The following is a 20,797-nucleotide window of genomic DNA, read 5'->3' on the forward strand; positions in this document are numbered from 1 at the left end:
TCGACTCCCTCAGTTGTGCGGTACGACGGCGACGGGGGCCACGGCGTGATGGAGCACGGCGTGGGTGACGGGACCGATGTGGGCGCCCAGCGGACCGCGGCGGATCCGGCGTCCGACGACGACCAGAGAGGCTTCGCGGGAGGCGTCGACGAGATGGCTGCCGGGGGTGCCGTAGTGGGATTCCTCGGTGACCTCGACCTCCGGGAACTTCTTGCGCCACGGGCGCATGACCTCGGTCAGGACCGTGGTCTCGCGCTGTGCGAGGGACGCATGGAGTTCGAGGTCCGCGGACAGGCCGTAAGCGTAGTACGGGGGCGGGTTCCAGCCGTGTACGACCCGCAGGGAGGTGCCCCGGCGGGCGGCGGCGGCGAACGCGAACTCGATCAGCTCCCGGTCGGGGCTGTCGATGTCGAGGCCGAGGACGACGGGCCGGAACGGGGTCGCGGCCGACGGGATGCCGACGGGGTCGCTCTCGTGCTCGTCGGCGGCCTGTTCGCCGGCGCGGACCAGCACGACCGGCCGGTCGGCGCGGGCCACGACGGAGAGTCCGACCGAGCCGACGAGGAACCCCCGCAGACCGCTGAGTCCGCGGGAGCCGAGGACGAGAAGCTCGGCGTCCTTCGCCTCGTCGGCCAGCACCTCGGCGGGCTGCCCGGACAACTGCTCGACCTGTACGGCCAGGCCGGGGTGGCGCGCCCGGATGCCTTCGGCCGCGTCCCGCGGAATGCGTTCGGTCCAGTGCTGCTGGGTCTCGGCTCCGAGGAGGGGCGCCTGCGCCATGGGTTCCGGTACGGGCTCCCACACTTGGACCAGTTTCAGCGGCAGACCGAGCAACTGTGCTTCGCGAGCCGCCCACTCGGCCGCCGCGCGGCTCTCACGCGAGCCGTCGAGACCGGCGGTCACGCTGAGAGTGACGGTGCGGGTCATGGTTCCACCTCCTGAGTCGGGGGGCCTGGGTCGGGGTCCCGATCCGAGCGTCGTCCATGGGTTGCCCCGCCCGGCAGGGGCCGCTAGTCCCTGCAAGGGGCCGACCGGCCCTCGCCGTTCGCCGCGGCGCGCCGGAGGCGGTCCGGCCCGGACGCGGGGACGACGGGGGCGCCGTCGAGGCGGCGGTGGGCTGAACGGAGGTGCCGGGAGGGCTCGTCGGGGTGCATGCTCGGCCGGGATCGGTTCACCTCCCGCGGCCGTGGGCACGCCGGTGGATCCTGAGGCCCGAAGGAGAAAGGTGGCCGATGGAGCAGGGCAAGAACGGGCACGTTGCGCAGTGGCGGCGTCTGGTGCCGGGAGTCGTCACCCTCCTCGGCTACCGGCGCTCCTGGCTGCGCGGCGACGTCCTCGCCGGCGTCACCGTCGCGGCGTATCTCGTCCCGCAGGTGATGGCGTACGCGGGCGTGGCCGGGCTGCCGCCGGTCGCCGGACTGTGGGCGATCCTGCCCGCGCTGGTCCTCTACGCGCTGTTCGGATCCTCGCGCCTGCTGTCCGTCGGCCCCGAGTCCACGACCGCGCTGATGACGGCCACCGTGGTCGCCCCGCTCGCCGCCGGCGACCCCGACCGGTACGCCACCCTGGCCGTCACCCTCGCGGTCACGGTCGGTCTGCTGTGTCTGGTCGCGCGGGCGGTGCGGCTCGGCTTCCTCGCGGACCTGCTCTCCCGGCCGGTGCTGATCGGCTACATGGCGGGCGTGGCGCTGATCATGATGGCGGACCAGCTCACCAAGCTGACCGGGGTCGAGACGACGGGATCCAAGTTCTTCCCCCAGGTGTGGTCGTTCGCGGGCGACCTCGCCGAGGCCCACGCGCCCACGGTCCTGCTCTCGGCCGCCGCGCTCGTCCTGCTCTTCCTCATGGCGAGGTACGCCCGTGCCGTGCCCGGTCCGCTGCTCGCGGTGATCCTCGGCACGCTCGTCGTGGTGCTGTTCGACCTGGACGAGCGGCACGGCGTCAAGGTGATCGGCGACATCCCCTCGGGCCTGCCCGGACTCGCCGGGCCGGACTGGGCCGAGGTGCCGGGTCTGGTGCTGCCCGCCCTCGGCGTACTCCTGGTCGGTTACACGGACTTCATCCTGACCGCGCGGGCGTTCTCCGGCTCCGCGGACGACGCGGACGACGGCCCCGAGCTCGACGCCGACCAGGAGTTCCTGGCGCTGGGCGCGGCCAACCTCGGCGCCGCCGCCCTGCACGGCTTCCCCGTCAGCAGCAGCGCGAGCCGTACGGCGCTCGCCTCCTCGTCGGGCGCGCGCAGTCAGGTGTACTCGCTGGTCGCCGGAGCCGTGGTCCTCGCTGTGCTGCTCTTCCTCAGCCCGCTGCTCAGCCGCACACCGTCCGCCGTGCTCGGCGCGCTCGTCGTGTACGCGGCGGTGCGCATGATCGACCTCGCGGGCTTCCGCCGCCTGGCGTCGTTCCGCCGCCGCGAACTCCTGCTCGCGCTCGGCTGCCTGGCCGGCGTACTCGCCCTGGACATCCTGTACGGCGTCCTCGTCGCGGTCGGCCTGTCGGTGGCCGAGCTGCTGAGCAGGGTCGCCCGGCCGCACGACGCGGTCCAGGGCGTGGTGCCCGGGATCGCCGGCATGCACGACGTCGACGACTACCCGACCGCCCGCACCATCCCGGGGCTGCTGGTCTACCGCTACGACTCCCCGCTGTTCTTCGCCAACGCCGAGAACTTCCGCCGCCGCGCCCTTGCGGCCGTGGACGAGCAGACCACCCGGGTCCGCTGGTTCGTCCTCAACGCCGAGGCCAATGTGGAGGTCGACATCACGGCGCTGGACGCCGTCGACGAGCTGCGCCGTGAGCTCACGGACCGCGGGATCGTGTTCGCCCTCGCCCGCGTGAAGCAGGACCTTCTGGAGGAGCTCCGGGCGTACGGCCTCGCGGACTCGGTCGGCGCGGACCGGATCTTCCCGACGCTGCCGACCGCGGTCTCCGCGTACCGGGCGTGGTCGGGCGACCGGTAGACGGGGCCCGGGCCGGCCGGAGCCGGATGGCCCGTGGCCAGGGGCCGGGTGGCCCATGGTCCACCGTGCCCGGCGGGCGGACGCTGGCAGTGGAAGTCCCTGCACCCCGTCGGGAGGCACGCCATGATCACCACCCCTACGCCCAGCATGCTGCGGGCGCTGCCGGCCGAACACCGGCAACGGCTCATGCACATGGCCCGTGAGGTGTCCTTCGCGGAAGGGACGCGCCTGTTCGAGGAGGGCGGCAGGGCCGACCGGTTCTGGATCATCCGCACCGGCACCGTCGAACTCGACATGCGCGTACCGGGCCGCCGGCCGGCCGTCATCGAGAGCCTGCGGCACAACGAACTCGTCGGCTGGTCCTGGCTGTTCACCCCGCACGTCTGGCACCTGGGCGCCGCGACGACGACCCCCGTGCGGGCGTACGAGTTCGACGCGGCGACCGTGCGCACGATGTGCCGGGAGGATCCGGCGCTGGGCAACGCGATCGCGCAGTGGGTCGGCGACGTGCTGGCGCACCGGCTGCGCTCGGCCCGGACCAGGCTGCTGGACCTGTACGCCCCGTACGGCGCCGGCAGCACCGTCTGACCCGGCACGCGAGGAGGAGCGATCATGTACGGCAATCCGCACATCGTCAGCGACGTGATGACCCACACCGTCGCCGCGGTCGGCCGCCGGGCCACGTTCGTGGAGATCGTGCGGCTGATGCAGGACTGGAAGGTCAGCGCCCTGCCGGTGCTGGAGGGCGAGGGCCGGGTGGTCGGTGTCGTCTCCGAGGCCGACCTGCTGCCCAAGGAGGAGTTCCGCGACAGCGACCCCGACCGGTACACCCAGCTGCGCCGGCTGTCCGACCTGGCGAAGGCCGGCGCGATCACGGCGGAGGAGCTGATGACCGCACCGGCGCTCACCACGCGCCCGGACGCCACGCTGGCCCAGGCCGCCCGGACCATGGCCCGCGCCAAGGTCAAGCGGCTGCCGGTGGTCAACGAGCTGGGCATGCTGGAGGGCGTCGTCAGCCGGTCCGACCTGCTGAAGGTCTTCCTGCGCGGCGACGACGAGATCGCCGAGGAGGCGCGGCGCGAGGTGGTCGCCCATCTGTTCCCCGTGTCGTCCGCGGCGATCCGGGTCGAGGTTCAGGACGGTGTGGTGAGCCTCGCCGGGCGCGTCCGGGACACGTCCCTGATCCCCGTCGCCGCCCGTCTGATCCGTGCCGTCGAGGGAGTGGTCGACGTGGACTTCGCCCTGGAAGCCCCTCTGGGGGTGAGCGACAGCGCCGTCACGAGCCGGTGAAGGTGCCTGGCCCGGGCCGACAGGGGCACTCCTCGTGGCCGAGCGGGGCCGGTTCTCGTGGCCGAGCGGGCCGGTTCTCGTGGCCGAGTGGGGCCGGTCGGCCCTGGTGCGTCCGGCCCCGGCGAGCGATGATCGTCATCAGAAGCCACACCGGGCACAAGGGGTCGTCATGACTGGGCAAGGCGCCTTCACGGAGCAGAACCCGATCCGCGTGTTCCTGCTGGACGACCACGAGGTCGTACGCCGGGGCCTGACCGACCTGCTCGACGCCGAACCGGACATCTCCGTGGTCGGCGACGCGGACACCGTCGAGCACGCACTGGTCCGCGGCCCGGCCCTGCGCCCGCACGTCGCCGTGCTCGACGTACGCCTCCCGGACGGCGACGGCATCACCGTCTGCCGTGAACTGCGCAGCCAGATGCCGGAGCTGGCCTGTCTGATGCTGACGTCGTTCGACGACGAGGACGCCCTGCTCGACGCGATCATGGCCGGCGCCTCGGGATACGTCCTCAAGCAGATCAGGGGCTCCGACCTGGTCTCGGCGGTCCGCACGGTCGCCTCGGGCCAGTCCATGCTGGACCCCGCGACGACGGCCCGCCTGATGCGCTCGCTGCGCGCCGATCCCGCCGAGACACCGGCCGTGCCCCCGGAGCTGGCGAGCCTGTCCCCTCGTGAGCGGGACATCCTCGCCCTCATCGGTGACGGCCTGACCAACCGCGAGATCGGCAAGAAGCTCTATCTCTCGGAGAAGACCGTCAAGAACCACATCTCACGGCTGCTGGCCAAGCTGGGCGTACAGCGCCGCGTCCAGGCGGCGGTCCTGGCCTCCCACCTGGAGCAGCCGGACAACGGCGACCGTCCGACCCGGTGAGCGCACCACACGGTGCCCGGAAGCAAGGGCCGGCATCAGCGCACTCATCTCCGGGGCTTCCCGTCTCACGCCCTTCCGCTTCGCCTTGAACAGTGCTGCCATATCCCCTCCAGCGACTACCGCGAGGGGGATGACGCCGTGGAGATCACATGCGTGATGGCCTTGATCCGGTTCGAGGACGGCTGGATCACCGTCAGCAGGAACCCCGCGACGCCGCAGGAGGCAACCGTCCGCTTCCGCGCAGCCGATGTCACAGCCTCCCGCTACAGGTCCGGGGGATCGTGGCGTAACGGGCACCTGCAGTTCAGCGTCCCGAAGGCCCTCGTCACCCGGGAAGGCAGGAGCGAGCGCGTCCTTCGCGACGAGCATCGTGTGGACTTCGGCAAGGACCGGAACGCCGATGCCGCCCAACTGCTGGCCGCCGTGGAGCAGGCCCGCGGCTAGCCGGCGACGGGGGTTCGCCGCAACCCACCTTGCTGAGCTCTCCCGTACCGAGCACGGATACGGGGCGCGAAAACAGTGCAGTTTCGTGTGATCCGTAGCCGGAGCCGTTTTGGATGGGCCCGGGAGAAAAATTAATCCGATCGTGGGAGAGACCAATCCACCGGGGCTCCGGGGCCGGATTCCCCACGTGACCGAAACCGACAAGGAATACCGGATCCAGCCCGGCCTGGTGGCGCTGGGCGCCCTCAGCGGTGTGCTGACCGGTTTCGCCGCGCTCGCGGTTGCCGGGCTGGTGGCGGGCGCGGTCCGCCCGCAGGCCGGTCCCGTCGTGGCCGTCGGTGGCACCGCGATCGACCGTACGCCCGCCACGGTGAAGGATTGGGCGATCCGCCAATTCGGCACTGACGACAAACTCGTTCTCCCGCTCGGAATTCTGACGGCGCGGGCTCTTTTCGTGCTGCTGCCGGGAATGGTCGCGCCGCGTTTCAGGCGCTCCGGGCGTGCGGGGTCAATGCAGTTCGGTGCGATCGGCGCGCCGGCGGACACCCCCGAGCCGCCTTCCGCGAGCCCTCCCCCCTGATCAGGCAGTTCCCGTGAACAGGAGACACATCATGAACACCCGTATCCGCCGCACCGCCGTCACCCTGGCCGCCGCGGCCGTCCTGCCGCTGGCTCTGAGTGCCTGTTCCGACAGCGGCAGCGCCTCCGCGAAGTCCGACTCCTCGTCGAAGGCGTCCGCGTCCGCCTCCACATCGGACCCGGGCATGACGGGTTCCGGCGGCACCGCCTCCGCGGACGAGCCGTTCGGACCCGCCTGCTCCGCCGTTCCGACGAGCGGCGCCGGCTCCTTCGACGGCATGGCCGAGGACCCCGTCGCCACCGCCGCCTCCAACAACCCGGCACTGTCCACGCTGGTGACGGCCGTCAAGAAGGCCGGCCTGGTCGACACCCTCAACAACGCCCAGAACATCACCGTGTTCGCGCCGACCAACGACGCGTTCGCCAAGATTCCCAAGGCGACGCTGGACAAGGTCCTCAACGACAAGGCCCAGCTGACGAAGATCCTCACCTACCACGTCGTGGGCCAGAAGCTCACGCCGCAGGATCTGGAGAACGGCTCCTTCGACACGCTGGAGAAGTCGAAGCTCAACACCTCCGGCTCCGGCGAGACCTACACCGTCAACGACTCCGCCAAGGTCGTGTGCGGCAACGTCAAGACCGCCAACGCCAACGTGTACATCATCGACACCGTGCTGATGCCCAGCAGCTGACACGCACCCGCCTGCCGGACACCGCACCCGTGGTGTCCGGCCGTCACGACGGTGGATCCGGCGACAGGACCCCGGCCGCGCACGGCCACCGACGTGACCTGCGTGGAGCGGCGGCTCCCGGGCACGAGGAATGACAGGAGCGGAACCGGGTGAGAGGCGGATCGGTATGAGGACCCCGTGGGTGGGGACGGGCGCGGGCACGGCCCAGGCATTGGCCGGCGGGTTCCGGGCCGTCCGGCTCATGGCCGCGCTCGGCGGCCCGGGCCGGGCATCGGGCCGCCGGCTCGAGAGCGGCGGAGCCCTGGCCGAAGTCCTGTCCGCCCGTGCGACGTCCCTGTCCGGACCACGAGCCCTGGCGGCGGAAGCAGAGCCGGCCGTGGCGCCCGGCACCATCCGTGCCAGGATCCGGCGAGCGCGGCCTCGCACCGCACGCCCCATGTCCGCTGAAGCCGGCGCCGCCGGCCGGACACGGCCGCACACGGCCTGGTGGCCGGCGCTGCGGCGCACGCCGCTGTCCTTGTGGAACGACGACATATCGGACTACGCGGCGGCGCTGACGTACTACTCGATCCTGGCCGTGCTTCCGGCGCTGCCGGCCACCGTCCTGGCGTTCGGGATGATCAGCCCCGACACCGCCGAGCAGTTCGTCACCCACGTCACCACGTACGCGCCGGCGCAGTCCGGTGCCGAGCTGCACGCCGTCCTCACCCGGGCGCTGAGCAGGGGCGGCGCGGCCTGGTCCCTGATGGCGATCGGCGCGGCCAGCGCGCTGTGGTCGGCCGCCAGCTATCTGGCCGTGTTCCGCCGCGCCCTGCACCACATGCACCGCGTCGAGGACCGCCGCTCGCCCTGGCGCACGGCGCACCGGATCGTGCTCACGGCTCTCGCGCTGGTCGGACTGCTCCTGGTCGGCACGCTGACGTTGCTACTGAGCGGCCCGCTCACCCAGGCCGTGGGCCGCCCGCTCGGTGTGGACGCCACCGCGGCCTGGGTGTGGGGCCTGCTGCGCTGGCCCCTGCTGGTGTGTCTCGTCGCCCTGCTGGTCGTGGTGGTCTTCCACACCGGTCCGGCGACAGCCCGCCGCCGCGCGCACAGCCTGCCCGGTGGGGTGCTGGCCGCCACGCTGTGGCTCGCCGTGTCCGCCGGCTTCTCCCTGTACGCCTCGACGCTCGCCGCCTACAACCGGCTGTACGGCTCGCTGGCGGGCGTCGTCGTCTTCCTGGTCTGGTTGTGGCTGTCGAACCTGGCGCTGCTGACGGGAGCACAGTTCGCCGCGGAACTCGCGGGGTCCAAGGAACGGAGCGCGGGGAAGTCCACGGTGTCGTAGCCGTCCTGGGGCGGCGGTCGGCTGCCTCCGGGGCGCCTGAATCTGCGGTGACGGGGTGACAGGGCGGAGCCCTTCGCCGCGCGGCCGCCATGGCGCCTGGCGTTCGGTGCGACGACGTGATGCTGTGAACTGGCGCCGCGCCGACCCGAGGCGCCCGTGCCGAGACCGAGGAGGAGCACGATGACCCTTCGTCGTCGGGACGGACGGCTCGACACCGTTGTGGTGGGTGCGGGGCTCGCCGGACTCGCCTGCGCTCTGGACCTCTGCCGCGCCGGCCGGCGCGTGGCCCTTCTGGAGGCGTCGGACGGCGTCGGCGGGCGAATGAGAACGGACACGCGGGACGGTTTCCTGCTCGATCGCGGGTTCCAGGTCTTCAACACCGCCTACCCGCAGGTGAAACGCCGTATGGATCTTCGAGGGCTGAGGCTGCGCCCCTTCACTCCCGGCTTCGTCGCGCACACTCCCTCCGGGCCCGTACGGCTCACGGATCCCACCCGTGACCGGAAGGCCGCGGTCTCCCTGCTGAAGCGCCACGCCCTGCCGCCCCGCGATCTGGCCGCGCTGGCAGCGATCACGGCCGCGGACGCGCTGCTGCCCGCCCGGCTGCTCAAGCGCCGGACCGACAGCACCGTGGCGGCCTCCCTCACCCGGGCAGGGCTGTCGGACGCCACGGTGCACGACCTGCTGAGGCCCTTCCTGTCCGGTGTGTTCCTGGAGGACCGGCTGGAGACGTCGGCCCGCTTCTTCCACCTGGTCTGGCGGAGCATGGTCCGCGGAACCCTGTGCCTGCCGGCCGAGGGGATCGGCGCCGTACCCGCCCAGCTCGCCCGGCACCTGCCCGACGGCGTCCTGCGGTTGGAGACACCCGTCGCGGACGTGACCGCGTCGGGTGTGCTGCTCGCGGACGGGGAGGAACTCACGGCGCCGACCGTCGTGGTCGCCACGGACGGGGCCACGGCGGCCCGCCTGCTGCCGGGGCTGCCCGTGCCCGACGGACGGACGGTCACCACCTACTACCACGCGGCCGACACCAGGCCCATGACGGAGCCGACCCTCCTGGTGGACGGCACCGGCTCGGTGCTCAACACGTGCGTCCTGACGGAGGTGGCCGCCTCCTACGCGCCGCCCGGAACCTCGCTGGTCTCGACGTCCGTGCCGGCCGCGGACGAACCGGGCGCCCAGGATGCCGTGCTGCGGCGCCTGGCCGAGATGTACGACGCCGATACGAGCGGATGGCGCCACGTGGGCACCTGCACCGTCCCGTACGCGCTGCCCGTCATGCGGCCGCCGTGGCCGCTGAGCCGCCCGACCCGTTTCGGCTCGGGCCGGTACGTGTGCGGTGATCACCGGGCCACCGGATCGGTACAGGGGGCGCTGGCCTCGGGGACCCGCGCCGCCAGGGAGGTCAGGGCTGATTCGGCAGGCCGCTGACAAGGGTGGGCGACTGTCCTGCCGCGGACGGTGGGACGAGGGACCGCTCGGCATCGGACGGCGAAGCGGCGTCGGCCCCGGCCGCCTTCCCGCGTGGGGCCGACGGGCAGGGGCCGAGCCGCGGCGGCACGCCACCCGCCCGTCGATCGGCGATCCCGCCGTCCGCCGGGGTCAGCGGACCCTTCCCCGCGGCTTCAGAGCCACCGGCGGCAGGTCGGGGGCCGGCAGCGGATCCCCGTCGTACCCCTTCACCTCGCCGAAGCGTGAGCCCCACATCCAGTCCTCGCGGGCCTGCTCGATCTCCGCCTGGGTGCGCCCGATCCAGTTCCAGAACATAGCGGATCCTGCGCGCATCAGTGCAGGTCAGCGCTGTACCGAGCCGGTGAGGGTCAGCAAGCTGCCAGCATCGGTCGTGGAGGAGTCAGCAACCATGGGTTCCGCTGTCCTGGTTCGTGGGATGGGTTCGTTTTTCAAGGAGTGTGAGCATCCGCGGTCGCGGTGGTCGAAGTGCCCTCACCCTTACAAGGCCCGGTACCGGTCGGCGGCGGGGCGGCAGTTGGAGGAGTCCGGGTTCGCGACCCAGGATGCGGCCATCGAGCGTTTGACGGAGATCTACAAGGCGAGGAAGGCGGCCCCGCGGGGCCAGGCGAAGGCGGAGCGGATCGCCCGGTACGGGGCGGTGCGGTTTGAGGAGTACGCCGGCGAGTGGAAGGCCGGGCAGCGGGATCTGGGGCCGGCGTCTGTGGTGCACCTGGAGTCGCTGCTGAACATCCATCTGCTGCCGCTGCTGGGCAGCCGGCGGATGAACTCCTTCGACCACAAGGTGGTCGAGGGGTTCCTGCAGAGCATGGAACGTAATGGCATCGGCCTGGCCGCTCAGGCGAACGCCTACGACAAGCTGAAGGCGATCCTGCTGGACGCGAACCGGCTCGGGCTGTTCGACGACAACCCGGTGGCCGGCATCAAGCCGCCCCAGTACGACCCCAAGCGAGTGGTGATCCCCTCCCCCGAGCAGCTGGGTCAGATACGCACCGCCGGCGACGACAGCTTCCTACTGGTCGCCGATCTGATGAGCGGGTGCGGCATGCGCAACGGTGAGGCGTTCGCGGTCAACCTCAACAACATCGTCGCCGACGACGTCTACCGCATCACCGAGCAGGTCACTGCCGCCGCTGGGTCTCGCCCGAACGAAGCCGGCCTCCTCGCAGCATTGAGCGTCACACCACGGCGGCCGCCGGCGTCAGACAGCGACGAGCTGATCGGTCAGGCGATGCGCCTGCGCCAGCAGAGTCCCGTAGATCACCAGCGCGTCCGGGTCGTCGGGCATGCCCCGCGGCAGCTGCCCGCGGAACTCCTCGAGCGTCCCGTGCAGCTCTTCGACCGCCTCCCGCAGCCGTTCCACGGCCAAGCCGTCGTGGCCGTCCGGGGCGAGCCGGCTCCGGCCGTACAGCCCGATGGTGTGTGCGGTGTGGCGCAGGAAACGCGCGTAGGCACGGGTGAGCCCGGCGGTCGGCGGAACCGCCTTCACGCTGTCGGCGGCCTCCCACACCGTCCGGGTCACGCCCGCTGTGTGGACGGCCACGTAGTCGAGCACGACCACTGCATCCGCGTACGCCTCGGCTGACGGGTGAGCAGTCCGTGCACGGCGCGCGCTCGGATTGCCGCGCATGCTTTCGTGGCCCCAGCCGATCGCGGACCGGGTCTGGTCGACCAGCCGACTCAGGCGCAACGCGCGCTCGTGCCAGTCCCGGGCCACGTGTCGGTCCCACTCCCCCGTGGCCAGGCCGTCGGCCACCGCGGTCAGGATCTTCTGCGCCTCTCCGGCGGTGTGTTCCAGCGCGGAGCGGGCGTCGCGCCAGTACACCGGCGGGCGGATCAGCGCGTTGACCACCACGCCGACCAAGGCGCCGAACACCGCCTCGGCGATGCGTGCGGCCGACGAGGTGACGGTCACCTGACCACCGGTCAGCACGAACAGCGCACCGGTGGCGGCGTAGATGCCCTGGCTTCCCAGGCGCTGCCACTGCCCCAGGAGCAGCACTGCCGGAAGGACGAGGGCCATCGTGACCATCGTGCTGCCGAGCAGCAGGGCCACCGCCGTCGCGATCACCGTGCCCACCGCGATCGCCGCGAGTTGCTGCAGTCCGTGGGCCATCGACCGGTACACCGTCGACTCCACCAGCAGGACCGCGACCCACGGCGCCACGAACGCCATCGGGGCCTGGAGCCACCAGCCCACGACCGCCCACGCCACCCAGGCGGCCAGCGCGGCCTTCCCTGCCTGCACCGCCATGTCCCGCTCGGGGCCCGGCCCCGCCCACGCGTGCCGCACCGCGAGCGCGGCTGCCGCGGTGCGGCGCCGGACCTGCTCTGTCGCACTGCGCACCCACTCCATGGGACAGCAGGTGCCACTCCAGAGGTGGGAACACACACGCCCAGGCCACTCAAGTTCTCCGACCCGCCATCTTCACGATCTCCGGCATCACCGCACGACGCGAGTGACGTCACCGTGCGGCGCCGGAAAGACAGCACACGCTCGAAATGTGTGTGGATCACCGAGGGCTGGGCACCCAGCGCGGTGAAGCATTCCGGCGCACATCCGCACTGTTACCCATAAGTCATCACATGGTGAATCTCGGTGATGAGGAGCAGAACAGGGTGAGGAAGGTGTGCGACCGATGCCCCGCTGTGGGCGCCCCGCGGAACGGAGATGTGTGATGACGGCTGACACAGTGGCGCTCGCCCCGCCGGTTCTCCCTTGGACGCCGCCCGGCGTCTACACCCCGCAGTGGGACACCGGCCTGCTGGCGCGCGCCCTGGGCCGGGAGAACGTCGGCTCCGCGACCGAGGTACTGGACCTGGGAACCGGCAGCGGCGCCCTCGCTATACAGGCCGCGCGGCTGGGCGCTCGGGTGACGGCCGTCGACATCTCCCGGCTGGCCGTGCTCACCGCGCGGATCAACGCACTGCTGGCCCGCCGGCGAGTCCGCGTCCGTCGCGGCGACCTGGCCGACGCGGTGCCGGGACGCTCGTACGACCTCGTGGTCAGCAATCCGCCCTACGTACCGTCGCCCGCAGCCCGACTGCCCCTCCGCGGCCGTTCCCGGGCCTGGGAGGCGGGCCGGGACGGGCGCGCGTTGGTGGACCGGATCTGCACCACCGCGCCAAGTGTCCTGCGCCCCGGCGGCGTTCTCCTGATGGTGCACTCCGGCCTGTGCGACAGCCGAACCACCCTCCGACGCCTGTCGGACGCCGGGCTGCGCGCCTGCGTCACGGATCGCGCCACGGTGCCGTACGGCCCGGTACTGCGGTCCCGGAAGCGATGGCTCGTCCAGGAAGGCCTGGTCGGCCTCGCCGAGAACCGAGAGGAACTGGTGGTGATCCGTGCCGAACACGCCTGAGCGTCCGCGCCGCGCGACCGTCGAGCCCGGCGGCCCGCTTCTCGTGGAGGGCCCGGTGGAGGTGCAGCTCGCCGACGGCAGCCACGCCACTTCCCGGCGCTTCATGGCCGCGATCTGCACGTGCCGCCGCAGCCGTACGTACCCGTGGTGCGACACCAGCCACCGCCGCCGTACGAAGCCGGACCGGGACCCGAAGTGACGACCGCACCCCAACTCCCCACTGCCCGAGGCGAGTTGTCCGCCGCTGTGCTCAGCGGGCTGCAAGAGGGCCGACCACTGGCCCCACCCCGCGACGCCTGCGACCCGTACGGCGACGACCTGCAGCTCGCCCTCTACATGCTCTACGAACTCCACTACCACGGCTTCGAGGGCGTACCGGACGACCGCGAATGGGACCCGAACCTACTGGCCGTGCGCCGGCCCCTGGAGCAACGGTTCCTCGACGCCCTGCGCAGCAACGTCCCGCAGCCGCACACCGACGCCGAACAGGCGCTGGGCGCCCTGCTGGTGGAACCGGCGGGGCACGACGACGCGAGCGTGAGCCATCACCTGCAACGGGACGGCGAGCTGTGGCATTTCCGCGAGTACGCCGCCATGCGCTCCCTCTACCACCTCAAGGAGGCCGACCCGCACGCCTGGGTCATCCCACGGCTGCGCGGCCGGGCCAAGGCGGGCATGGTGGCGATCGAGTACGACGAGTTCGGCGCCGGCCGAGCGGAGGAGATCCACGCCCGGCTCTTCTCCAACCTGATGGATGACCTCGGCCTGGAGACGGCCTACGGCCACTACCTGGACGCCGCCCCCGCCGAAGCCCTCGCCACCGTGAACCTGATGTCCCTGTTCGGACTGCGCCGGGCCCTGCGCGGCGCGCTCGTCGGCCACTTCGCGACAGTGGAGGTGACGTCGTCGCCGGGCTCCCGCCGACTGGCCGCGGCGCTGCGCCGCATGGGCGCGGGTGCGGCCGCCCAGCGCTTCTACGACGAGCACGTGACAGCGGACGCGGTGCACGAGCAGGTCGTACGCCACGAGGTGGTCGGCGGACTCTTGGCCGACGAGCCGCACCTGGGGCCCGACATCGCCTTCGGCGTCCACGCCACCGGCTTCCTCGAGGACCGGCTGAGCGCCCATCTGCTCAAGGCCTGGAGACAGCAGCACAGCGCCCTGCGTATGCCGTTGAACGACGCCGAAGGAGGCCGGCAGACATGACCCAGGACCCCACTCAGAAGCACCCCCGCCCCGACTTTCCCGCCCAGGATCAACAACACCCGGGCTGGACCGGCCCCATGGACCCGCCGCCCGACCACGGCGAGGGCTCCTACGAAGGCAGTGGTCTCCTCGCCGATCGCAAGACTGTGGTGACCGGCGGAGACTCCGGCATCGGCCGGGCCGTCGCGCTCGCCTACGCCCGCGAGGGCGCCGATGTGCTCTTCACCTACCTGCCGGACGAGAAGGAGGACGCCGAGGAGACCACCGCCCTCGTGGAGGAGGCGGGCCGCAAGGCCGTCGCCGTGCCCTGCGACATCCGTACGGAGGACGCGTGCCGGCAGCTGGTGGATCGCGCCGTCGACGAATTCGGACGTATCGACGTCCTCGTCAACAACGCCGCCTATCAGATGTCACAGCCGGACGGCATAGAAGCCATCTCCACGGACCAGTTCGACCGTGTCGTACGGACGAATCTCTACGGCATGTTCTGGCTGTGCAAGATGGCCCTGCCGCACATCCCCTCGGGCGGCTCCATCATCAACTCCGCATCCGTGCAGGCATACAAGCCCAGCCCACACCTGCTGGACTACGCGATGACCAAGGGCGCCATCGTGACCTTCACACAGGGGCTCGCGCAGATGGTGGCCGGTGACGGCATACGGGTCAACGCGGTGGCACCCGGCCCGGTGTGGACGCCGTTGATCCCGGCGACGATGCCGGACACGGTCGAGTTCGGAAAGCAGGCCCCGCTGGGCCGACCCGCCCAACCCGCCGAGATGGCACCCGCGTACGTCTTCCTCGCCTCGCCGCGCGCCAGCTTCATCACGGCGGAGATCCTCAATGCCACCGGAGGTACTCCCCTGCCCTGACCGGCCCTTCCCCACCTGCGCCTGAGTGCGCCGACTCCGGCCCGAAGTCTCAGGAAGCCGGCTCCAGCACCACACAACAGCGACCGGGAGCCGGCGCCAGGCATGCCTGGTAGGCGGTGTCTCCAGAGGTGGCGAGCGCTCCGCGCAACAGGTGGAGGTTCATCCCGCACACCGTTTCGACGTGCTTGCGCGCCAGCAGGTGGAAGGGACAGTTCCCGAGGACGACGGTTTCCCCCTCACGGCGCGGCTCGAAGCCGTACCGCTCAAGCAGGTCGATGATGCCCGTCATGGCCTCGCCGCCCAGCCGCTCACCCAGCTCGGCCGCCTTGCGGTACAGCACCGCGCGGACCGGTTCGCCGGTGCTGTCGGACTCCTCCACCGCCTCGGCCAGCAGCTGCCCGGCCATCTCGTACTGCCGCGCGGGCACGCTGACGCCGACCTCCCGCTCGGAGCGGCGGTACAGCTTGGCCGGCCGCCCGGCCCCGGGTCCGCTTCGTCCGCTGCGCCGCTCGTAGACGACGTCCAGCAGCCCTTCGTCGGCCAGGCGGTCCAGATGGAACGCCGCGGTCTGCCGGGCCAGGCCCAGCGCCTCGGCCGCGTCGTCCCGGCCCACGGCGCCGGAACTGCGCGCCACGTGCTCGTACAGCCGACGGCGCGTCGGCTCGTCCAGCGCCGCTACGGCGGAGAGATCGTCGCGGGGTGCTTCCTTCGAGTGCTCCACGAACACCAGTGTAAAACCCACTGCCATTGACTAAAGAAACTGGATGCGCTTCTATCGACAAGGGAAGTTGTTCATAGAAGGAGAGCGTCATGTCATCCGCTCCTGCACCCGCACCCTCAACCGCCTCACCCGTCACAGCGCGGCAAGCCATCACCACCGACCCCGGCTACCAGGCCTTCTGGATCCTCCGCGTCGGGTTCACCGTCGCCCCCGTGCTGTTCGGGCTCGACAAATTCGCCAACCTGCTCGTCGACTGGCCGGGCTACCTCGCCCCGTGGATCAACGACGTGGTCCCCGGCAGCGCACAGAGCGCCATGCACGCCGTCGGCGTCATCGAGATCATCGCCGGACTGGTCGTCGCGGTGGCCCCTCGCTTCGGGGGCTGGCTGGTGGCCGGCTGGCTCGCGGGGATCATCATCAACCTGCTGACAATCCCTGACTACTACGACGTCGCACTTCGCGACTTCGGCCTGCTGCTCGGCGCGGTCGCACTCGCACGGCTGGCGCAGCGGTACCACGGCACTGTGCGGCGGTGACGGACGGGAGGGCGGTCACCGGGAGCCGAAGCCCGGGTGACCGCCCCCGGCGTCCCAAGTCAACGACCTCGCATTGCGCATGCTGCTGCGGAGCTACGCGTAATGCGACCTCCCTAGGCCCAGGGGTCGGTGATCTCCCGAAGCAGAGTCAAGGCTTCTCTCAATTGCTTCATGCGCCGCTTGCCGAGGTGCGCCTCCCACTCGTGCTCGACCTCTGCGACCACGCCGTCGGCGATCTCCTTGGCCGCCAGCGCCCGGCTCGCCAGGCACACCAGCCGGGCGCGCTTGTCGGTCGGATCCGGCACTCGGCGTACGTAGCCCGCCTTCTCCAGTTGATCAACCAGGAAGCCGGCCGTCTGCTTGGTGACCTGGGCCTGGTCGGCCAGCTCGGTCAGACGCGTGCCGTCCGGACCGACACGCTGGAGGACCCGGGCCTGGGCGGGCGTGAGGTCGTCGAAGCCGGCCTCGGCGAGCACCGCGAATATACGAGTCTCCAGGGCGCGGTACGGGATGAACAGGAGTAGCCCCGTGTTGAGCTCGGTCCCGGCCGCCATCGCCGACGCCACGCCCCCTCCCTGCCTCGCCCATTGACACTCGTAAGCTTCTCTGACTACTTTAGTCAGAGAAGCTTACCACTTGAGTAGGTGGTGATCCCGATGGGCGCGGTGCTGGGGACGGACGAGCTCTGGCAGATCGTGGACCGTGAGCGTGCGAGCCTGGCCGATCTGCTGGACGGGCTGGGCGCTCAGGAGTGGGAGACGCCAACCGCGTGCGGCGACTGGAGGGTGCGGGACGTCGCCGCGCATCTGACCATCGGTGCCCGCTATCCGCTGCGGACCGTCCTGCGAGAAGCGGCGCGCGCCCGTGGCAACTTGGACCGGATGATCCACGACTCCGCCATCCGCGAGGCAGAGCTGCCCATCACCGAGATCGTGGCCAACCTCCGCTCAATCGTCGGCTCCCGGCGCATGGCGGTGCTCACCACGCCTCGCGAATCACTCCTCGACGTACTGGTCCACGGCCAGGACATCGCCCTCGCACTCGGCCGGATGCGCGAGATCCCGCCCGAAGGCGCCCGCGACGCCGCCGACCGCGTGTGGACGATGCGGCTCCCGCCCCGGCCCTGGCCCCTGCCGCGCAACAAGCTCGCCGCCACCGACATCGCATGGACCCGCGGCGAGGGCGAGGAGATCCGTGGCCCGATCGCCGCGCTTCTACTGCTGCTCACCGGGCGTCCGGAGGCGGCGAAAACATGGTTCGGGCAAGCCAGGGCGGACGTACCGGAGCAGTGAGCGCTGCGGCACGGTCAGAGGGAACTCAGAGACCGGCCGTCTCGCCACCAGCTCACGCCCATCGCAGTCCGCGCGAGCCTCAGCATGACCACAGTCGGACATACTCCGCAACAGCCAGTCGGCCAGGACGAAAAGCCCAGCTCACGAACGGGAGTCCCCTCGTTCAGGATGCGCCGGGAACCGACGGCTGCGACCGTACGGGTGAACGGTGGTGGACCAGGCCATCGGAATGATGGTGGCGCTGGGCCGTGTCACCCCAGATCAGGATTGGGCCGTGCTGCGTGAGGTCTCGCAGCACACCAACATCAAGCCGCGCCGCGTCGCCGAGCTGGTCGTGCTGTGGGGACGCGAGGGCCAGATTCCCTCCGCGATCCGCGCCGAACTCGAAGACGCTCTCGACCGCAACGGCCCCACCCAGGTCCCGGGCACCACACCCGAACACGAGTAGCCACATTCCCGTCTGGACGCCAAAGAGCCCGTGGGCTCCGCTGCCGGAGCCCACGGGGAACAAACGCCGGCTGCTGCTGCGGGCCGACCTGCATGCAGGCGTCAGGACCTGGTCACGACCCGGGGAAGGAGCTACCTGAGCTGCCCACGCAGCGGGCCGCCGAAGGCAAAGAACGGGATGCCGTGGGGTCCAACTGATCGACGCCCTGAGCGCGCCCCGGCAGCTGGCCCGCGACCGCGACACCTTCCAGGAGCAGGTGCAGCCACTGGTGAAGTCGGAGGGCGAGGAGAACGCGGTCGACGAAAAGGCGCCGACACCTTGGACGTGACGTCTGTGCTCGAGAGCAGTCCCGAGCAGGCTGGCGGCACGAAGCGCAAGACACGGCAGAGCAAGTCTGAACGTAAGTCATCGGCAAAGCAGTCCCGCGGCAAGAAGACCTCGTCGGCGGTGCAGGGCACCGCTGTCACCAAGGGCGAACTGCGCAAACTCAACCAGGCGGTGTTGTACCAACCGGCCACCGAGCGCAACGTCGCAGGCCGGTCTAAGAGCTGCCGGGACTATCTGGTTGACGCCTCGCCCAGACCGGCGGGCGCAAGAAGAGGGCCGCCTGACCCCCACCTCTGCGAGGGTTCCACTGCACCCTGCCCAATCGCTCTCAGGCTGCCATCGATGGCCACGTCGGCGAGTATGAGGAGAGGGCGGCGCATGTGGACGCTGCCCAGGGCACCGGGAGCGACTGTGGCCAGCGGTGATGCCGCATTGTCAGAGCTTGTGGCGCGCTCACACCGTGTGTCCGCCGGGGAGATCCCATCGCTTGTCGAGGCAGCGGGACGCCACCTTGGCCTGTCAGGGGCGCGGGTGTACCTGGTTGATCTGCAGCAGAGCCGGCTGGTCGCCCTGTCCGCAGACGCAGCGCCGGACGGCGGCGCGACGCTGGATATCGACGGTTCGCTGGCAGGCCTCGCCTACCGTACCCAGGAAACCCAGCCATCCCGTGACGGCGCCACGGCCTGGGTACCGCTGATCGACGGAGTCGAACGGCTCGGCGTCCTGAAGGCCACCGCTCCCACCATGGAACCTGAACTGCTCGAAGCCTCGGCGGCACTGGCAGGAGTGGTCGCACTGCTGGTGGTGTCCAAATCCACCTATACCGAAGAGCTGATCACCCAAGAGCGCACCCGTGCCATGACGATCCAGGCGGAGCTGCTGTGGGCCTTCATGCCTCCGCGCACCATCGGCACCCGGCAGGTCACGTCCAGTGCTCTCCTGGAGCCTGCCTACGACGCTGGCGGCGACGCTTTCGACCACAGCCTCACCGACAACGTCCTGCACCTGAGCCTGCTGGACGCCATGGGCCACGACCTGGCCTCCGGCGGCGCCAGCGCGGCCGCTCTTGCCGCCTCCCGCGCCACCCACCGCGACGGCGGCACCCTCACCGACATCGCCATCACCATCGACGACACGCTGAATCAGTGGATCCCCGACCGCATGATGACCGCCGTCATCGCTCGCCTCGATGTCACCGACGGCTCGCTCACCTGGATCAACTGCGGCCACCCCACACCGCTGCTGATCCGCGACGGCCACGTCCTGCCGCAGGCCCTCGAACGCTCCCCCCTGCCGCCCCTCGGCCTGGGACTCGACACAGGCAATCCGCCCGCCGAGAACCACACCCGCCTTCAGCCCGGCGACCGCATCCTCCTCTACAGCGACGGCGTCATCGAAGCCCGCACGACCGAAGGCACCCTCTTCGGCGAACAGCGCCTGGGCGACACCGTCATCCGCTCCATGACCTCAGGCGACAACGCGCCCGAAACCCTGCGACGTCTCCTGCAGAACATCCACCACGACCATCAACTGCGCGACGACGCCACCCTGCTGCTCGCGCACTGGCACCCCACCTGACAGCAGCGCCCGAGACACAGCACGCCAACGGGCACCCGACAGCGAGGTCCCTCAGGCAGCAGCACCTGCCCTGCCCAAGCCCGCCATCCGCGCCTTCACCATGGCAGCCGGACGTGACGGATCAGCACGCTACGCACACCACGGGCCCCAGGAAGAGCAGACATACCTGGGGCCCGGTCGGGGGGTGGGCTGCTCAACGAGGCCGCACCGTCCGCGTCACGCCGTAGACGACGAAGTCTCCGAGACCATCCGGTCCCGAGAGCTGCCCTGCCGACTGACGTTGGCCGAGGCACTGACCGGAACGACGGGAAGCGGAACTCGGACGTAGAAGGCAAGTTCCGTCTCGGGCGAGGGGTTGGGCTTCGGCGCGCTGCGGGCGCCCTCGGGGAAATGGCCTGGTGATACGACTCTGTCACCAGCCAGAATCGGTGTCGGTGGCCGATGGAACGCGTCGTGCCCCGTGAGATCCAGGAGTGTGTGGGAGCCGGCGACCGTCGGCCCGCCTCAAACGTGAGCGCCGGTCACGCGGGGGAGAGGAGATCTGCTCCCTCGAGTCCCATGCGGTACTGCTGTCCGTCGAGCACCCCCCGTCAGACCCCTTCGAGACAGCACGGGTCGCGATCGAGCACTACGCCTACTGTCCTGACCTCGACCAGGCCGTCGGGGGGCTGCCCGAGGCCGCCTCCCGGCAGGTCCCGACCGGTGCCTGGTTTTTCTGGTGGGACTGAGAAACCTATTACGCTTGCTGTGGGAGCTGGTCGCACACACCGTGTTTCACTCCGGACTGCTGCTGGTGCACGGCACCGTCGAGGCCCGCGGCCGCTTCGTTGG

Annotated in this window: 22 protein-coding genes and 1 pseudogene; 18 read left to right on the forward strand and 5 right to left on the reverse strand. The window is 70.8% G+C overall.

Translation table 11 applies throughout. The features are described from left to right. Positions 1-9: 9 nt before the first annotated feature. Positions 10-927: a universal stress protein gene (locus ACGFW6_RS04200; RefSeq protein ID WP_393504450.1), complete on the reverse strand. Its 918-nt coding sequence runs from the start codon at positions 925-927 to the stop codon at positions 10-12. 305 nt (positions 928-1,232) lie between these two features. Between ACGFW6_RS04200 and ACGFW6_RS04205 the strand changes: the two genes are divergently transcribed. The 9 genes from ACGFW6_RS04205 (at position 1,233) to ACGFW6_RS04245 (ending at position 9,588) form a co-directional block, all read left to right on the forward strand. Next, on the forward strand, positions 1,233-2,954 hold the full coding sequence (locus tag ACGFW6_RS04205) for a SulP family inorganic anion transporter (RefSeq protein ID WP_393504452.1): 1,722 nt from the start codon (positions 1,233-1,235) through the stop codon (positions 2,952-2,954). A gap of 123 nt (positions 2,955-3,077) precedes the next feature. Continuing rightward, entirely contained in the window at positions 3,078-3,542 is a 465-nt protein-coding gene (locus tag ACGFW6_RS04210) for a cyclic nucleotide-binding domain-containing protein (protein ID WP_393504454.1), read from the forward strand. A 24-nt stretch (positions 3,543-3,566) separates the two neighbouring features. Continuing rightward, positions 3,567-4,244 (forward strand): CBS domain-containing protein, encoded by a 678-nt coding sequence (locus tag ACGFW6_RS04215; protein ID WP_393504456.1) that lies wholly within the window; start codon positions 3,567-3,569, stop codon positions 4,242-4,244. Positions 4,245-4,413: 169 nt separating this feature from the next. Further along, positions 4,414-5,115, forward strand: coding sequence for a response regulator (locus ACGFW6_RS04220; RefSeq protein WP_393504458.1), 702 nt, complete (start codon positions 4,414-4,416; stop codon positions 5,113-5,115). Between the two features lie 138 nt (positions 5,116-5,253). Then, complete coding sequence (locus ACGFW6_RS04225) at positions 5,254-5,559, forward strand: DUF4429 domain-containing protein (protein WP_393504460.1); 306 nt, start codon at positions 5,254-5,256, stop codon at positions 5,557-5,559. A gap of 187 nt (positions 5,560-5,746) precedes the next feature. After that, positions 5,747-6,139 (forward strand): hypothetical protein, encoded by a 393-nt coding sequence (locus tag ACGFW6_RS04230; RefSeq protein WP_393504462.1) that lies wholly within the window; start codon positions 5,747-5,749, stop codon positions 6,137-6,139. Positions 6,140-6,170: 31 nt separating this feature from the next. After that, on the forward strand, positions 6,171-6,830 hold the full coding sequence (locus tag ACGFW6_RS04235) for a fasciclin domain-containing protein (RefSeq protein ID WP_393504464.1): 660 nt from the start codon (positions 6,171-6,173) through the stop codon (positions 6,828-6,830). 436 nt (positions 6,831-7,266) lie between these two features. Continuing rightward, positions 7,267-8,157, forward strand: coding sequence for a YihY/virulence factor BrkB family protein (locus ACGFW6_RS04240; RefSeq protein ID WP_393504466.1), 891 nt, complete (start codon positions 7,267-7,269; stop codon positions 8,155-8,157). Between the two features lie 180 nt (positions 8,158-8,337). Next, entirely contained in the window at positions 8,338-9,588 is a 1,251-nt protein-coding gene (locus ACGFW6_RS04245; protein ID WP_393504468.1) for an NAD(P)/FAD-dependent oxidoreductase, read from the forward strand. 171 nt (positions 9,589-9,759) lie between these two features. Here the strand turns inward: ACGFW6_RS04245 and ACGFW6_RS04250 are convergent. Both ACGFW6_RS04250 and ACGFW6_RS04255 read right to left on the reverse strand, forming a co-directional pair. Then, positions 9,760-9,924: pseudogene (locus ACGFW6_RS04250) on the reverse strand (pirin family protein); the annotation flags it as partial. 904 nt (positions 9,925-10,828) lie between these two features. After that, entirely contained in the window at positions 10,829-11,983 is a 1,155-nt protein-coding gene (locus tag ACGFW6_RS04255; RefSeq protein ID WP_393504470.1) for an aromatic acid exporter family protein, read from the reverse strand. Positions 11,984-12,305: 322 nt separating this feature from the next. On the opposite strand from ACGFW6_RS04255, the gene ACGFW6_RS04260 reads away from it, so the two are divergent. Genes ACGFW6_RS04260 through ACGFW6_RS04275 form a run of 4 tightly spaced genes read left to right on the forward strand, consistent with a single transcriptional unit; the run spans position 12,306 to position 15,064 of the window. Further along, complete coding sequence (locus ACGFW6_RS04260; protein ID WP_393504472.1) at positions 12,306-12,989, forward strand: HemK2/MTQ2 family protein methyltransferase; 684 nt, start codon at positions 12,306-12,308, stop codon at positions 12,987-12,989. Beyond that, positions 12,973-13,188: a CDGSH iron-sulfur domain-containing protein gene (locus ACGFW6_RS04265; protein ID WP_393504474.1), complete on the forward strand. Its 216-nt coding sequence runs from the start codon at positions 12,973-12,975 to the stop codon at positions 13,186-13,188. Before ACGFW6_RS04260 ends, ACGFW6_RS04265 begins: the two co-directional genes overlap by 17 nt. After that, positions 13,185-14,195 (forward strand): iron-containing redox enzyme family protein, encoded by a 1,011-nt coding sequence (locus ACGFW6_RS04270; protein WP_393504476.1) that lies wholly within the window; start codon positions 13,185-13,187, stop codon positions 14,193-14,195. Before ACGFW6_RS04265 ends, ACGFW6_RS04270 begins: the two co-directional genes overlap by 4 nt. After that, positions 14,192-15,064 (forward strand): SDR family oxidoreductase, encoded by an 873-nt coding sequence (locus tag ACGFW6_RS04275; RefSeq protein ID WP_393504478.1) that lies wholly within the window; start codon positions 14,192-14,194, stop codon positions 15,062-15,064. Before ACGFW6_RS04270 ends, ACGFW6_RS04275 begins: the two co-directional genes overlap by 4 nt. Before the next feature lie 49 nt (positions 15,065-15,113). Here ACGFW6_RS04275 and ACGFW6_RS04280 read toward each other — a convergent pair whose 3' ends face one another. Continuing rightward, positions 15,114-15,791 carry a helix-turn-helix transcriptional regulator gene (locus ACGFW6_RS04280; protein ID WP_393505080.1) on the reverse strand — a complete coding sequence of 226 codons (678 nt, stop codon included), beginning with the start codon at positions 15,789-15,791 and terminating at the stop codon, positions 15,114-15,116. Between the two features lie 83 nt (positions 15,792-15,874). Here ACGFW6_RS04280 and ACGFW6_RS04285 point away from each other — a divergent pair, with 83 nt between their 5' ends. After that, positions 15,875-16,321: a hypothetical protein gene (locus ACGFW6_RS04285; RefSeq protein WP_393504479.1), complete on the forward strand. Its 447-nt coding sequence runs from the start codon at positions 15,875-15,877 to the stop codon at positions 16,319-16,321. Between the two features lie 113 nt (positions 16,322-16,434). Here ACGFW6_RS04285 and ACGFW6_RS04290 read toward each other — a convergent pair whose 3' ends face one another. Next, a complete protein-coding gene (locus tag ACGFW6_RS04290; protein WP_393505082.1) occupies positions 16,435-16,875 on the reverse strand; it encodes a MarR family winged helix-turn-helix transcriptional regulator in 441 nt (146 codons plus the stop codon). 102 nt (positions 16,876-16,977) lie between these two features. Here ACGFW6_RS04290 and ACGFW6_RS04295 point away from each other — a divergent pair, with 102 nt between their 5' ends. The 4 genes from ACGFW6_RS04295 to ACGFW6_RS04310 all read left to right on the forward strand — a co-directional run bounded on the left by ACGFW6_RS04295 (position 16,978) and on the right by ACGFW6_RS04310 (position 20,694). Then, on the forward strand, positions 16,978-17,613 hold the full coding sequence (locus ACGFW6_RS04295) for a maleylpyruvate isomerase family mycothiol-dependent enzyme (RefSeq protein WP_393505083.1): 636 nt from the start codon (positions 16,978-16,980) through the stop codon (positions 17,611-17,613). A gap of 208 nt (positions 17,614-17,821) precedes the next feature. Beyond that, positions 17,822-18,061, forward strand: coding sequence for an ANTAR domain-containing protein (locus ACGFW6_RS04300; RefSeq protein ID WP_393504481.1), 240 nt, complete (start codon positions 17,822-17,824; stop codon positions 18,059-18,061). Between the two features lie 705 nt (positions 18,062-18,766). Then, positions 18,767-19,966, forward strand: coding sequence for a PP2C family protein-serine/threonine phosphatase (locus tag ACGFW6_RS04305; RefSeq protein ID WP_393504483.1), 1,200 nt, complete (start codon positions 18,767-18,769; stop codon positions 19,964-19,966). Between the two features lie 473 nt (positions 19,967-20,439). Continuing rightward, a complete protein-coding gene (locus tag ACGFW6_RS04310) occupies positions 20,440-20,694 on the forward strand; it encodes a DUF4253 domain-containing protein (protein WP_393504485.1) in 255 nt (84 codons plus the stop codon). Positions 20,695-20,797: the final 103 nt, after the last annotated feature.

It is taken from the genome of Streptomyces sp. Y7 (assembly GCF_043195415.1).
Taxonomy (GTDB): domain Bacteria; phylum Actinomycetota; class Actinomycetes; order Streptomycetales; family Streptomycetaceae; genus Streptomyces.

Coding starts and splice junctions, on each gene's coding strand:
- ACGFW6_RS04210 (WP_393504454.1), top strand. CDS start 3,078: ATGATCACCACCCCTACGCCCAGCATGCTGCGGGCGCTGCCGGCCGAA.
- ACGFW6_RS04240 (WP_393504466.1), top strand. CDS start 7,267: ATGTCCGCTGAAGCCGGCGCCGCCGGCCGGACACGGCCGCACACGGCC.
- ACGFW6_RS04245 (WP_393504468.1), top strand. CDS start 8,338: ATGACCCTTCGTCGTCGGGACGGACGGCTCGACACCGTTGTGGTGGGT.
- ACGFW6_RS04295 (WP_393505083.1), top strand. CDS start 16,978: ATGGGCGCGGTGCTGGGGACGGACGAGCTCTGGCAGATCGTGGACCGT.
- ACGFW6_RS04215 (WP_393504456.1), top strand. CDS start 3,567: ATGTACGGCAATCCGCACATCGTCAGCGACGTGATGACCCACACCGTC.
- ACGFW6_RS04290 (WP_393505082.1), bottom strand. CDS start 16,875: ATGGCGGCCGGGACCGAGCTCAACACGGGGCTACTCCTGTTCATCCCG.
- ACGFW6_RS04220 (WP_393504458.1), top strand. CDS start 4,414: ATGACTGGGCAAGGCGCCTTCACGGAGCAGAACCCGATCCGCGTGTTC.
- ACGFW6_RS04285 (WP_393504479.1), top strand. CDS start 15,875: ATGTCATCCGCTCCTGCACCCGCACCCTCAACCGCCTCACCCGTCACA.
- ACGFW6_RS04260 (WP_393504472.1), top strand. CDS start 12,306: ATGACGGCTGACACAGTGGCGCTCGCCCCGCCGGTTCTCCCTTGGACG.
- ACGFW6_RS04255 (WP_393504470.1), bottom strand. CDS start 11,983: ATGGAGTGGGTGCGCAGTGCGACAGAGCAGGTCCGGCGCCGCACCGCG.
- ACGFW6_RS04205 (WP_393504452.1), top strand. CDS start 1,233: ATGGAGCAGGGCAAGAACGGGCACGTTGCGCAGTGGCGGCGTCTGGTG.
- ACGFW6_RS04235 (WP_393504464.1), top strand. CDS start 6,171: ATGAACACCCGTATCCGCCGCACCGCCGTCACCCTGGCCGCCGCGGCC.
- ACGFW6_RS04200 (WP_393504450.1), bottom strand. CDS start 927: ATGACCCGCACCGTCACTCTCAGCGTGACCGCCGGTCTCGACGGCTCG.
- ACGFW6_RS04275 (WP_393504478.1), top strand. CDS start 14,192: ATGACCCAGGACCCCACTCAGAAGCACCCCCGCCCCGACTTTCCCGCC.
- ACGFW6_RS04305 (WP_393504483.1), top strand. CDS start 18,767: ATGTGGACGCTGCCCAGGGCACCGGGAGCGACTGTGGCCAGCGGTGAT.